This window comes from Sporosarcina sp. P33, assembly GCF_002077155.1.
Lineage (GTDB): Bacteria > Bacillota > Bacilli > Bacillales_A > Planococcaceae > Sporosarcina.
The window spans coordinates 425,887-440,182 of the sequence record NZ_CP015027.1 but is presented as its reverse complement, the minus strand read 5'-3'; the positions used below and the strand labels follow the sequence as shown (position 1 = coordinate 440,182).

Genomic DNA, 14,296 nt, shown 5'->3' with positions numbered 1-14,296 from the left:
TACAGCCAGCCGGAATGAAAACCAACCCGTCGAAAGCAGCGGACAGTCCAAATATTCAATTCAGTTCTGTACTTCAAACAAATAAGCTGTCCGTCTATTATGGTAAACATCGCGCTGTCGATCAAGTGAGTCTGATATTTCCTAAACAATCCGTGACTGCGTTGATCGGTCCATCGGGATGTGGAAAATCAACATTTTTACGTTCTATTAATCGGATGAACGAAGGCATTGATGATTGCCGTACAGAAGGGGAAATTTATTATGAAGGCGCAGAACTTCATTCTCCGTATGTCAACTTACTTGAAGTCCGCAAACAGATTGGCATGGTATTTCAGCGGCCGGTGCCGTTCGCCAAATCCATATTTAAGAATGTGGCATCTGGGCCTATGCGGCATGGTGTGAAAAAACAGTCGGAACTGGATGAGATTGTGGAAGATAGCTTGAAGAAAGCCGCTCTATGGGACGAAGTGAAAGATCATTTACATACATCCGCCTTGCGTTTATCAGGCGGTCAGCAACAGCGCCTTTGTATCGCAAGAGCGCTTGCAATGAAACCGAGCGTATTATTATTGGACGAACCTGCGTCCGCACTCGATCCAGTATCTACAGCAAAAATTGAGGAATTGATATCCCAATTGAAAAAAGACTATACAATTATCATCGTGACTCATAATATGCAGCAGGCAGCAAGGATTTCGGATGAAACGGCGTACTTTTATATGGGGCGTGTGATTGAACATGGACAGACCGAACAGATATTTAATCATCCGCATTATGAACAAACTTCCCATTATATAAATGGACGAATCGGATAGGAGAGAGCTGTTATGAGGCAAACGAAAACGATGAAGCGGTCAGTGATTCAGACGGAAAATCTGCAATTCTACTATGATTCCCATCATGCACTGAAAAATATTAATCTCCAGTTTGAAGAGAAACAAATCACAGCGCTCATTGGACCGTCTGGATGCGGCAAATCGACCTTTTTACGGATCATCAACCGCATGAATGATCTAATTCCCGGAGTACGGGCAGAAGGAGCTGTTTGGATTGGAGAGGAAAATATATTAGATTCTTCTATTGATCCCGTCGAGCTGCGAAAGAAAGTAGGGATGGTCTTCCAGCATGCATCCGTTTTTCCTTTTTCGATTTATGAAAACATTGCCTACGGTCCGCGAATTCAAGGGGAGAACAATAAAAAAGTGCTGGATGAGATTGTAGAAATGAATCTGCGTGCTGCAGCTTTATGGGATGAGGTGAAAGATCAGCTGGATAAACCTGCCGGAGGTCTGTCAGGCGGACAGCAGCAGCGGCTGACTATTGCCAGGACACTTGCGACTAAACCTGAAATATTATTGATGGATGAACCTACCTCTGCATTAGACCCGATCTCTACCGGAAAAGTTGAAGAGTTGATCAAAAAGCTGAAAGAGCAGTACACAATTATTATTGTCACGCATAATATGCAGCAGGCAGCCAGAATTTCTGATTTCACCGCATTTTTCCTTAACGGAGAAGTAAAAGAATATGGTCCTGCAGCTAACATTTTTACTTCACCGGCATTCCCTGAAACGAAAGATTATATTACGGGGAAGTTTGGGTGAGCGGGTGTCAACCATACGATTCACTTAAAAACACAAGAAAAAGGATGCCTTTGAAGTATGATGTACACTTCAAAGAGCATCCTCTTGTTTTATTGTGAAATGGTTTCATTTTCACGCAACGCTTCAATTTTAGCAAGACGTTCATCATACTCAGCAACTGTCATATCGTGCTCAACGAAATAGCGGTTGCGGGGATGGGTGCGGCAATCGTCTGAACAGCTGCGCATATAGAGGTGCTCGTTCTCTTCAGAACATAAGATCTTCGCATTGCACTCCGGATTCGCGCAGTTTACATAACGCTCACAAGGTGTGCCGTCGAAATGATCGCGGCCGACGATTACATGCTCCACTTGGTTGATGGGAACCGCAATACGCTCGTCAAACACGTAGCACTGGCCATCCCATAACTGACCTTTTGCTTTTGGATCTTTACCGTACGAAACAATTCCGCCGTGTAAATGTGCCACATCTTCAAAACCTTCGCGCTTCAGCCAGCCTGTGAATTTTTCACAGCGAATACCGCCTGTGCAGTAAGCCAAAATTTTCTTGCCTTCGAGCTTATCTTTGTTTTCAGTTACCCATTGCGGAAGATCACGGAAGTTTTCAATATCCGGACGAATTGCCCCCCGGAAATGTCCTAAATCATATTCATAATCATTCCGTGCGTCTAATATGACAGTATTCTCCTCTTGCATTTGCTGTAAAAACTGTTCAGGCTCCAAATATTCGCCCGTCAGTTCCAAAGGATTCACGTCTTCAGCCAGGCTGAGGTTGACGATTTCCGGACGGTGACGAACGTGCATTTTTTTGAAGGCATGTCCATCTGTTTCGTCAATCTTAAACCAAATGTCAGCGAAGCGGGGATCTGCTTTCATATGTTCCATGTAGGCATCAGTTTGTTCAATCGTACCTGAACAAGTTCCGTTAATACCTTCTTCTCCCACAAGAATTCGTCCTTTTAATCCTGTTTCTTTACAAAATGCCAAGTGTGAAGCTGCGAACTCTTCGGGCTCCTCAATCGTGACATATTTGTAAAACAATAATACTCGATAGTTCTTCTGTTCCATGTAAATTACCGCCTTCTGTTTAATCTTTGCAGTAGACAACAGCCGAGATCGGTGTGTACAAAAGGAAAATGATTCCCTTCAGCTCGAAGTTGCAAAATTCGGGCCCAAAATAGTATAGCATATTTTCATTTACCGGAAAAGGATAACTGTGCTGTATTTATTCATCCTAAAGAAAAAAAGGGAAGGGAAGAGTTGGCCATATTGTTGTGAAAGCTTGATTTTGTTGTATACTAGTAGATAGAAAAATGTCCATTGTTTGGGAAGCCATTCACAGAATGGATAGATATGCGGCATGAAAATTGCATATCATAAACAAGGCAAAAGGACATAAGAATGGTGAAACGTGCAGAGCCTATTAGAGCGGTGTGCACTAAAGGAGTCTTTCCATGAACGTTAAAGATAAAAAACGCCGTTCACAATGGATTGATCGCGCATTGTTAATTACAATCATCACGATGACCGCGGTCACTCTATTCTTAATCGTGAACGTCATGAAAAATAATGCAAGTACCGAAACTGAGCAGCACGCAACAGAGGAAATCATACCTGCACCAACACAGGAAGTGTCAGTGGAATCCAGTACATCTGCATTTCCTGGCATTAAAATCGTAACCGAAAAACAAAATGATTCAGCAGGTCCGTTTATTATCGAATATCCTGAGACAGAGTATGAAACATTCAATAAGCGTGTAATGGATCATATTGAAAAAGTAAAAACGCGTTATTCGGACGAAGTGCAGAACAGCGAACACAAAGTCACTAAATTGGCTGTTTCTTTTGAGACACTTCAGCATCTGTCCGGAAATTATTCATTTGTCATGCAGGCCACAACCTATTTTGCAGACAAAGAAAGCCATACAGAGATCAAAACATTCCACATTAATCCGGAAACAGGGAAGGAACTAATGATGCGTGATATAGCGGATCAGAACTTGGAGAAATTGAAGCGGATAGCCCATGTAGTGCGCGAAGAAATTTATCACAGTCCTGCACTTAAAGACGATTTGATAAGAGACAGTGTATGGCAGCCAACTGAACCGATGTGGGTAAACTATCGTAATTTTGCTTTAACAGATGATGCATTGGTAGTGTATTTCGGAACGGGTGAATTCACGAAAAGACAGGCGGGGCCTGCGACAGTGGAAATTCCGCTTGAAAAATTAAACCCATTTTTAGCGAAAGAGTTCCAAGTATCTTCAACGCAAGAGAACAAAGATAAAAAGATTGCTTTGACGTTTGACGATGGCCCAGATCCAAACTATACAATGAAAATCTTGAATATACTCGAAAAATATGATGCTAAAGCAACTTTCTTCATGCTCGGTAATCGTGTTAATCTATATCCGTCCATTGCGAAAGAAGTAGCTGATGCAGGCCATGAAATCGGTAACCACTCTTGGAACCATCCATCATTGACTGACGTTACGGATGATGAATTACAATCGGAAGTTCATGATACATCAGAGATAATATGGGAAGTGATAGGAAAACCTGCCACGGTTTTCAGACCGCCTTATGGCGCAGTCGATAATCGGGTGAGAGAGAGCACAAAATTGCCTGTCGTCTTATGGAATCTCGATACACTGGATTGGGATCACCATGACCCCGAATTAATGCTTGAACACGTCCAAAAGGACAGCAGAAACGGCAGTATCATCTTAATGCATGACATTCATAAGTCAACAGCGGATGGTCTGGAAGCTATACTTGAATCATTGAAATCACAGGGATATAAATTTGTGACGGTATCTGAATTAGAGAGTTATTAAAGTGAAGTTGTTTCATTGTTTCAGCGAACAATGGAACAACTTTTGTTTTGCGCAGTCCTATTTATATGGAGCTGTTCATATACTGTTCAAACAGATGGAGCAAGCAGTAAAAGGAAAGGTTATACACTGTCAGCAGCAGAGGGCAGCGTGATATACTATACGGAATGAAATCATTGGAGGAACAACAGGCATGGAATGGAGAAATTTATATCGCGGTTTTTTAATGGGAATCAGTGATCTGATCCCGGGCGTAAGTGGCGGAACAATTGCTTTTATTTTAGGGATATACGATCAGCTGCTCAGTTCAATCAGCGGATTTTTCAGTAAAGACTGGAAGAAACACATTGGCTTCCTTATTCCCTTGGCGATCGGGATGGGGGCAACGATTATTTTATTCAGTAAAGTCATTTCGTATTTGCTGAAGCATTATCATGAACCTACACAATTTTTCTTTTTAGGATTAATTATCGGTGTGATTCCGTTTGTATCCAAACAGGCAGGATTAAGGACGAACTTTGCATTTCGTCATTTTGTGCTGATTCTCATAGTGGCGGCTGCTTTAGCTTCGACTGTTTTCATTAAGCCGGCTGACCCGCTTACGATCACGCATCTGACGGCTAAAACAGCTGTTATCTTATTCTTTTCCGGATGGGCCGGCAGTATGGCAATGCTGCTGCCGGGTGTCAGCGGGTCATTTGTATTGCTGCTGCTAGGGGTGTATACAACTGTCATCACCGCTATTTCTAACTTTAATATCCCCATTATTATCGCAACAGGTGCAGGAATTGCAGTTGGTTTTGTAGTCAGCAGTAAAGTGATCCGCTATTTGCTGTCACATTTCCGTACGGGAATGTTTGCCGTCATCATCGGGCTGATTCTTGGTTCCGTTTTCGTTATTTTTCCTGGAATCCCGGAAAGCGGCACGCCGTATGTAATGAGTATTATCGCGATTATTTTAGGATTGATCATTGCCAACATATTGAATGCCGTTGGGGATCAGGCATAACGAAAAAGCCGCTTGGGAAATTTTCCAAGCGGCTTTTGAGTTTATTCGATAATGGTCGTTGTATTTTCAATATCTACTTCTTCCATCGGGATATCCAGTGCTTTCGCTACGCCTTCACCGTATTTTGGATCAGCAAGGTAGCAGTGGCGGATATGTTTGATTTTGATTTCTCTTGGTGCATCGCCCATATTACGTGCCGTATTATCAAACAGACGCTGCTGTTCATCACTGCTGAGTATATTGAACAGTTTACCCGGCTGTGTAAAGTAATCATCATCGTCTTCACGGAAGTTCCAGTTGTCCGCGTCGCCGTGTATTTTTAGTGGCGGCTCTTTGAAGTCTGGCTGTTCCTGCCATTCGCCGTAGCTGTTTGGCTCGTAGTGTGTCGTAGCGCCCAAATTGCCGTCTACACGCATTGCGCCGTCACGGTGGAAACTATGGAACGGACATTTTGGTGCGTTGACCGGAATTTGGTGATGATTGACGCCTAAACGATAACGCTGTGCATCGCCGTAAGAGAATAAACGTCCTTGCAGCATTTTGTCAGGAGAGAATCCGATCCCCGGTACGATAGCTGCCGGCGTGAATGCGGCCTGCTCCACTTCTGCAAAATAGTTTTCAGGATTGCGGTTTAATTCAAATTCGCCGACTTCAATTAATGGGAAATCTTTTTTATACCAGACTTTTGTTAAATCAAATGGATTATACGGCATTTCCATCGCCTGTTCTTCTGTCATTACCTGGATATACATTTTCCATTTAGGGAAATTGCCATCATCGATATTCGACAGAAGATCGCGCTGTGAACTTTCACGGTCTGTCGCAATCGTTGCTGCAGATTCTTCATCTGTTAAATTATGAATCCCTTGTTGGGAACGGAAGTGAAACTTGACCCAGTGACGTTCATTATTTTCATTGATCATACTGAACGTATGGCTGCCGAAACCATGCATTTCGCGGTAAGATCTTGGAATACCGCGGTCACTCATCAGAATCGTGATTTGGTGAAGTGCTTCAGGAAGAGATGTCCAGAAATCCCAGTTGTTTTTCGGGCTCCGCAAGTTTGTGCGGGGATCTCGTTTTACTGCGTGATTCAAGTCAGGGAACTGGAGCGGATCACGGAAGAAGAATACAGGTGTGTTGTTGCCGACTAAATCCCAGTTACCTTCCTCAGTATAGAATTTTAAAGCAAATCCGCGGATATCACGTTCTGCATCAGCAGCGCCGCGTTCGCCGGCAACTGTGGAGAATCGTGCAAACATCTCGGTCTTTTTGCCAATCTCTGAAAATAGCTTTGCTTTCGTATACTTCGTAATATCATGCGTAACAGTGAATGTGCCGTAAGCACCTGAACCTTTTGCGTGCATTCTGCGTTCAGGAATAACTTCACGGTCAAAATGTGCCAACTTTTCCAGCAGCCACACGTCTTGCAGCAGCAAAGGACCTCTTGGACCGGCAGACATAGAGTTTTGATTATCAACTACAGGAGCACCGGCAGCGGTTGTTAATTTTCTCTTTTGAGAATTGTTCTCATTAATAGTCATTGAAAATTCCTCCTTCTTCGTTCGATTGTTAACTACAAATACAATTATACCAGACGCTAACAGAAATTAAAAGTGTTATTTATAATGATTATTAAATAGTAATTAATACATTTAAATAAAGTTTATTAATTACTGTAATCATATCGTAATTTGTCGAAGTGGATTTGTCTAGAAATAGGTTCTGCATCGCGCTAAAATATAAAAATCATGTATAATAATGATAGAATTTGTTTTACCGGAAAGGATATCAATCAATGAGAGTTATGAAAAAATGGTTTTTATATGCAGCTGTACTTACTTGTCTGTCGCTGGCATTGGCTGCGTGTAATAAGGATGAAGAAACACCAGCGCCAGAAAAGTCGCAGGATAAAGTGCAGGAAATGCCTGAAGAAGAATCCGTGCAAATTCCTTCCGTTACAGATGAAGTGCTGTATCAGAAGGCAGTGGAAAATCTCAAGGCAAAAGGGTTTACTGTCGGCGAACCTGAAGAAGCAGCAATTGATATGTTTCGTGCGGAAAGCGGCATGGCGTTAACTATAAACGGGGAACCTTTACTTCCGCTGCACTTGTACAAACTGGACGCGTCTGATCAGCGTCTTCAGGAACTGGATGAGACTGGTGAACTTACGGTTTATGTCGGCAGTAAAGTTGAAAAGCTTGCTGTAAAAAGAATAGATCACTTCATTATATATCTTCATAAAGCACATCCTGATTATGTGGAGATTATGAAAGTGATCGATGAAATCTAAATGCTTCGGCCTGCTTCTGTTTACTAGAAGCAGGCCGTTTATTTGTTTTGCGTTCTTTTTCTGCCTTATGTGAAAGACATGCGACTTCTAGTAATGATAGGGCGGGCGGTCAGCATGGTCCTTCTCCTCACACATCTTCTCCAAAACCTTCCGGCAAAAATACTCTGTAAACGTAAGAACTTCACACTATATGATTTGCAAACTCTGAAAATCACCCATACCCCCTAGCCGCACCTAAAAGAAGAGTAGCCTGACAGCGAGAAAGCGCCAGTACATGGCTGCATAATTCCCCCCAATACCCAACAAAATCCAGCCAATTTGTATTTTCTGAGCATTGTTACAAAGCCGCCATAACTTATAGACAATTTTGACATAAGTTCGCAGGTTTGTAACAGGAATATCGTACATAGTTCACGAACTATTTTTTGCTGTGCGCTATCCTAGATGTAGAAGCAAAGATCGAAAGGAGATCATCAAAAATGCTGGAAGAAGTCTTATTAGCTAGAATCCAATTCGCATCTACCACCTTATTTCATTTCATTTTTGTTCCGCTGTCGATCGGATTGGCATTGATCATTGCAATTATGCAGACGATGTATGTCGTCAAAAAAGATGAAATGTACCTTAAAATGACGAAATTCTGGAGTGTGTTCTTTCTTATTAACTTCGCAATTGGCGTAGTGACCGGTATTATTCAAGAGTTTCAATTCGGAATGAACTGGTCAGCTTACTCCAGATTCGTAGGGGATATATTTGGCGCCCCTTTGGCTGTGGAAGCGTTGCTTGCGTTTTTCCTCGAATCTACGTTTATCGGAATCTGGATTTTCGGATGGAATAAACTGCCGAAAAAACTGCACTTAGCCTGTATATGGTTAGTCTCTATCGGAACGATAATGTCTGCATTTTGGATATTGGCTGCCAACTCCTTCATGCAAAATCCGACAGGCTATGTGTTACAAAATGGCCGTGCCGAAATGAATGACTTTATAGCAGTTCTGACAAATGAAAAGCTATGGGTTGCATTCCCGCACACTGTGTTCGGAAGTTTCGCAACGGGCGCATTTTTCGTAGTGGGTGTCAGCGCCTGGTATTTGATTAAGAAACGAAAAGTTGAATTCTTTAAGAAGTCCCTGGCGATTTCATTGGTTGTCGGTATGCTGTCAGGGTTAGGAATTGCATTTTCAGGTCACTCCCAAGCTCAATACTTAATGCACGAACAGCCAATGAAAATGGCGGCGGCAGAAGGGCTGTGGGAAGACAGCGGTGATCCGGCTGCCTGGACACTGTTTGCGAAGATTGACGTGGAAAATCGTGAAACAACAGGGCGTATCGATATTCCTTACATGCTGAGCTATTTAACATACAGCGAGTTCAAAGGGAAAGTACAGGGGATGAACGCGCTTGAACAGCAAATGATAGAAAAACACGGGGAAGGCAGTTATATACCGCCAGTTAAAACAACATTCTGGAGTTTCCGCATCATGGTGGTAACAGGCGGCACATTGCTTGGGCTGGCAGCGCTCGGTCTGCTGCTTATGTACCGCAAGAAAATCACAGAATCCGTTTGGTTCCTCCGTCTCCTGATAGCCGGAATCTTCCTGCCGTTCATCGGGAATTCATTCGGATGGATTATGTCGGAAATGGGACGTCAGCCTTGGGTGGTAAACGGTTTGATGAAGACAGCAGACGGCATATCGCCGAACGTATCGGCCGGTCAGATTCTGTTTTCACTTATTTCCTTCTCTGCGATTTATACGATCCTCGGTATTATCATGGTCGTATTGTTTGTGAAATTCATCCAGCGCGGTCCGGAAGAGCGGCCTGTAAAGGATGTATCGGCAACAGATCCGTTTGAAACAGGAGGTGCGGGACATGCCGTTAAGTGATATTTGGTTTATATTAATCGCAGTCCTATTTACGGGATTCATCTTTCTGGAAGGCTTCGACTTTGGTGTCGGAATGAGCACGAAGTTTTTAGCAAGAAATGATTTGGAAAAACGGGTCATCATCAATACGATCGGACCTGTTTGGGATGCCAATGAAGTATGGCTGATAACTGCGGGCGGTGCGATGTTTGCCGCATTCCCGCACTGGTATGCGACGGTGTTCAGCGGATATTATCTGCCGTTTGTCGTGCTGCTGCTGGCGTTCATCATCAGAGGGGTGGCATTTGAATTTCGCGGGAAAGGTGACTCGGAAACATGGGTTAAGACGTGGGATTGGGCGATTTTCATCGGAAGCATCTTGCCGCCATTTTTGTTTGGTGTATTTTTCACCAGTTTAATTCAAGGTCTGCCGATTGACGCGGATATGAATATGTACGCAGGCTTTACTGATTTCGTCAATGTATATACAGTAATCGGCGGCCTGGCGTTCGTCGTGTTAACGTACTTGCATGGTCTGCTGTTCATCAGTCTGAAAACAGAAGGGGAGTTACGCAGCCGGGCAAATGCTGCTGCACGTAAAGTGTATGCTTTGGCAGGTAGTTTCCTCATCCTGTTTATGGTATTTACGTATGCGGATACAAATGCATTCGCAGATCACGGAGCTATTCTGGTTCCATTATACAGTTTGGCAATTGTGCTGTATGGTTTGCTATTCTTCTTCTTAAAGAAAAAGCGGGAAGGGTTCAGCTTTACGATGACTGGGTTAGTGCTGATTATTATTATGGCAAGCTTTTTCATCGCTTTATTCCCAAATGTGATGATCAGTACTATAGATCCTGCATTTAATATGTCAATTGCCGATGCAGCTTCGGGTGATTATTCATTGAAAATCATGACGATCGTAGCATTTACTATGGTGCCAATCGTTTTGGCGTATACAATCTGGAGTTATTATGTGTTCCGTAAACGGTTGACAGGTGATAAGGAGCATCTAGAATACTAATGGATAAATACTTGCTTCAATACAAAGGAAGTAAACGAGTGATGGCATTGATTGGACTGCTTACTGCAGTTCAGTCAATCGCCATTGTTTTTCAGGCAATCTACTTAGCAAAAGCGATTACACAGTTGTTCCAAGGCGCAGACTGGAGTGAAGCACTTCGGTCATTTGTGGTTTTTATCGCAGCGAATAGTCTGCGTCATTTCTTCCAATGGGCAAAAGAACGAATGGCCTATCGCTTCGCGGATCAGACAGCAAAAGAATATGAACAGCAATTACTGAAAAAAATCTTTGATCTGGGGCCGCGGGCTGTCGGGAAATACGGTTCGGGCCATTTGGTGACACTTGGCCTGGAAGGGGTGCCGAAGTTCAGAAAGTACCTGGAATTGCTTATACCGCGCACGCTGTCGATGGCTATCGTGCCATTCGTCATTGTCCTGTATGTATTTACATTGGATATCATGTCCGCTGTTACACTGATTGTGGTCTTGCCGATTCTGATTGTATTTCTCATTTTGATCGGATTGGTTTCCCAAAAGAAAATCGATGAACAGATGGATACGTACCGATTATTGTCGCGGCATTTTGTGGACTCTCTGCGCGGGATTGTCACGTTGAAATATCTCGGCCGCAGCCGTGCTCATGAGCAATCTATAGCAACAGTCAGTGATAAATACCGGATCGCCACCAACCGTTCTTTGCGCTATGCGTTTCTGTCCTCGTTTTCACTTGACTTTTTTGCCAGTTTATCCGTGGCAGTGGTGGCGGTAGAGCTTGGATTACGCTTAATTAATGGACAGATGCTGCTGGAACCTTCGCTCGCTATATTAATTTTGGCGCCTGAATATTTCTCGCCTGTCCGGGAGCTCGGGAATGATTTCCACGCAACTGCGGACGGCAAGGATGCCAGTATGCAAATTCACAAAATACTGGAAGAACCATCGCCTGATCAGCCGGCAGTTGATTCACCGGCGGCAGCTTGGAATTCCGGCTCTACTTTGGAATTGCGCGGCGTTGAAGTCAAGACAGATGAGCAAACGATCTTTGAAGGGTTGAATCTGCAATTACATGGTTTCAGTAAAATAGGCGTCATCGGCCACTCGGGTGCAGGCAAGTCCACGCTGATCGATGTCTTGTCGGGCTTTACATTGCCGACTGACGGACACTGTGTGCTTGACGGGCAAAAGCTGCCGCATCTGGCCGCTGCCGGCTGGCAAAATCAAATTGCCTATATACCGCAGCATCCGACGATTTTCCCGGATACGGTACTGGAAAACATCCGATTTTACGAACCGGATGCGTCTGAAAGTGAAGTGCGCGAAGCTGCGGAACGGGTTGGATTGGATGAATTAATCAAGACATTCCCTGCTGGCTATGAAGAACGGATCGGCGCCGGTGGCCGTGTATTGAGCGGAGGAGAAGAGCAGCGGGTAGCCCTGGCACGCTCATTGCTTCAGCGCCGTCAAGTTTTATTATTTGATGAACCGACTGCCCATTTGGATATTGAAACGGAGCATGAATTAAAACAGATGATCATACCGCTGCTGGAAGATAAGCTGGTTGTCTTCGCCACGCACCGTATCCACTGGATGCAGGAAATGGATACAATTATCGTGCTGGACAGCGGCAAAGTAGTGGAAACAGGGACCCATGAAGAGCTGCTTCACTCAGATGGCGCCTATTGCCGTTTACTTGAAGCACGAGGGAGGGGGCACGCTGTATGAACTTGTACAAGCAATATATACTTCCTTATGCCCGAAAATATAATCGGACTGTCCTGTCGACCATACTGCTGGGGACGTTGACTATCCTTTCAGCAGCGATGCTGACGTTCACATCCGGTTATTTAATTTCACGCACATCTGAACGGCCCGAAACCATTTTGCTCGTCTATATTCCGGTCGTTGCGGTCCGCACATTTGGGATATCGAGAGCCGTTCTGCGTTACGTAGAGCGTTTGCTTGGTCATAATGCCGTTTTGAAAATTATTGCAGATATGCGGGTCGGACTCTATCACGTGCTGGAGCCGCAGGCATTATTCATACGCTCCCGTTTTCAGACAGGAGATCTGCTCGGAACACTGGCTGACGACATTGAACATTTACAGGACGTCTATATAAGGACGCTGTTTCCAACGGTCATTGGACTGTTTCTGTACAGTTTTTCTGTCATTGTCCTCGCGGTGTATGACTGGAAATTTGCGCTCTTGATGGCGGTGTTATTGGCTGTTGTGACGTTGGTTTATCCGATGGTCTCACTTTATATAATGAAGAAAAATCAGCAGCAGTCAAAAAAGCTGCACAGTCAGCTGTATAATACGCTGACAGAAGGCATTTTCGGTTTGCGCGACTGGATGATCAGCGGCCGGAAGGAGCAATTTCTTTCTTCATTTCAGCAAGAAAGTCACGCCAGCCATGAAATTGATAAAAAACTGGCTTACTGGCAGCAGTCCCGCACCTTGCAGCTGCAGCTGTTTTCTGGTCTGCTTGTAATCATCGTCGGTATGTGGGCAGGTCAGCAGGCAGCGGCAGGTTCGCTGATGCCAACGTATATCGCAGCATTCACATTGGTGACTTTGCCGATTTTGGAAGGGCTGCTGCCTGTTTCGCACGCTATTGAGCGGCTGCCGGCTTATGAAGCTTCTTTGCAGCGAATCGACAAGATTCATCAGTACCGCGCAGAACACGAGGAACAGACGGCTGAATACAAAGCAAACGATCCCGTATATATTGAACTGGATCGTGTCAGTTACCGTTATGAAGGACAAGAGAACAACGCTGTGCAGAATCTCTTATTAACTGTACGGCCCGGTGAAAAAGTGGCGGTGCTTGGCAAGAGCGGGGCAGGTAAGTCCACGCTGATTCAATTATTGCTCGGGACGATTGCTCCTTCAAGCGGTCAGGTCCGAGTGAATCATCAGCCGACTGACCGGTATGGGGATACTATTTATGAGATTATGAGTGTATTGAATCAAAAGCCGTATCTCTTTGCCACATCCGTTGAAAATAATGTAAAGCTCGGCAATGCGGCCGCCACAGCAGAAGACGTGGAGCGCGCAGCGGAGCAAGTAGGTTTATATGAATATCTCGAAACATTGCCTGAAGGTTTGAAGACGCAAATGGAGGAAACTGGCCAGCGTTTTTCAGGCGGTGAGCGCCAGCGAATCGCATTGGCAAGAATTTTATTGAAACAAACGCCTGTTGTGATTTTAGATGAACCGACTGTAGGGCTCGATCCCGTAACAGAGTATTCACTGGTTGAAACGCTCCATCAGTCACTGCAGAACAATACAGTGATTTGGATTACACACCATTTAATGGGGATGGAAAAAATGGATCGCATCATTTTCATGGATAATGGGGAAATCGTAATGGAGGGAACCCATGAAGAATTACTGGCTGAGAATGAGCGGTATCGTCAGCTGTACGCGTTGGATCAAGGAATGTAACTGTCTGAAAGGCGGGACAAAACTAAAAATAAAGTCCGTTCCCCTGCGCTCCAAAAGGCACGCTTTCCGCGGGGCGCGCTTGAGCCTCCTCGTCGCTGGCGCTCCTGCGGGGTCTCAACATTCGCGCTAAATCCCGCAGGAGTCGGCCTTTTTCCGCTCCGGTCCACTCAAATGCTTTGCAAAGTATTTATTAAAAAATAGACATAAAAATGCGTAAGGGAAC

The 14,296-nt window shown here is 44.4% G+C and carries 11 protein-coding genes; 9 read left to right on the top strand and 2 right to left on the bottom strand.

The features are described 5' to 3' along the window. The first annotated feature begins 14 nt into the window (after positions 1-14). Positions 15-815, top strand: coding sequence for a phosphate ABC transporter ATP-binding protein PstB (pstB, locus tag SporoP33_RS02100; protein ID WP_155961390.1), 801 nt, complete (start codon positions 15-17; stop codon positions 813-815). 30 nt (positions 816-845) lie between these two features. Beyond that, positions 846-1,604, top strand: a complete 759-nt coding sequence (pstB, locus tag SporoP33_RS02095) for a phosphate ABC transporter ATP-binding protein PstB (protein ID WP_155961389.1) — start codon at positions 846-848, stop codon at positions 1,602-1,604. 89 nt (positions 1,605-1,693) lie between these two features. On the opposite strand, the gene SporoP33_RS02090 is transcribed toward pstB (SporoP33_RS02095), so the two are convergent. Further along, entirely contained in the window at positions 1,694-2,671 is a 978-nt protein-coding gene (locus SporoP33_RS02090; RefSeq protein ID WP_081242207.1) for an oxygen-dependent tRNA uridine(34) hydroxylase TrhO, read from the bottom strand. Between the two features lie 386 nt (positions 2,672-3,057). Here SporoP33_RS02090 and SporoP33_RS02085 point away from each other — a divergent pair, with 386 nt between their 5' ends. Together SporoP33_RS02085 and SporoP33_RS02080 are read left to right on the top strand one after the other, a co-directional pair. Then, positions 3,058-4,440, top strand: coding sequence for a polysaccharide deacetylase family protein (locus SporoP33_RS02085; protein WP_081242206.1), 1,383 nt, complete (start codon positions 3,058-3,060; stop codon positions 4,438-4,440). Between the two features lie 190 nt (positions 4,441-4,630). Further along, positions 4,631-5,446, top strand: coding sequence for a DUF368 domain-containing protein (locus SporoP33_RS02080; RefSeq protein WP_081242205.1), 816 nt, complete (start codon positions 4,631-4,633; stop codon positions 5,444-5,446). Between the two features lie 41 nt (positions 5,447-5,487). On the opposite strand, the gene SporoP33_RS02075 is transcribed toward SporoP33_RS02080, so the two are convergent. Beyond that, positions 5,488-6,990 carry a catalase gene (locus SporoP33_RS02075; RefSeq protein ID WP_081242204.1) on the bottom strand — a complete coding sequence of 501 codons (1,503 nt, stop codon included), beginning with the start codon at positions 6,988-6,990 and terminating at the stop codon, positions 5,488-5,490. A gap of 254 nt (positions 6,991-7,244) precedes the next feature. On the opposite strand from SporoP33_RS02075, the gene SporoP33_RS02070 reads away from it, so the two are divergent. From SporoP33_RS02070 to cydC, 5 genes are all read left to right on the top strand, one after another. Continuing rightward, entirely contained in the window at positions 7,245-7,739 is a 495-nt protein-coding gene (locus SporoP33_RS02070; RefSeq protein ID WP_081242203.1) for a hypothetical protein, read from the top strand. Positions 7,740-8,221: 482 nt separating this feature from the next. Continuing rightward, the gene (locus tag SporoP33_RS02065) at positions 8,222-9,625 is read left to right on the top strand and encodes a cytochrome ubiquinol oxidase subunit I (protein WP_081244723.1); all 1,404 of its coding nucleotides are present in this window, start codon (positions 8,222-8,224) and stop codon (positions 9,623-9,625) included. After that, the gene (gene cydB / locus SporoP33_RS02060; RefSeq protein ID WP_081242202.1) at positions 9,612-10,628 is read left to right on the top strand and encodes a cytochrome d ubiquinol oxidase subunit II; all 1,017 of its coding nucleotides are present in this window, start codon (positions 9,612-9,614) and stop codon (positions 10,626-10,628) included. Before SporoP33_RS02065 ends, cydB begins: the two co-directional genes overlap by 14 nt. Further along, complete coding sequence (gene cydD, locus SporoP33_RS02055; RefSeq protein ID WP_081242201.1) at positions 10,628-12,349, top strand: thiol reductant ABC exporter subunit CydD; 1,722 nt, start codon at positions 10,628-10,630, stop codon at positions 12,347-12,349. Before cydB ends, cydD begins: the two co-directional genes overlap by 1 nt. Beyond that, entirely contained in the window at positions 12,346-14,073 is a 1,728-nt protein-coding gene (gene cydC / locus SporoP33_RS02050; protein WP_081242200.1) for a thiol reductant ABC exporter subunit CydC, read from the top strand. The genes cydD and cydC overlap by 4 nt, the downstream gene beginning before the upstream one ends. Positions 14,074-14,296 lie beyond the last annotated feature (223 nt).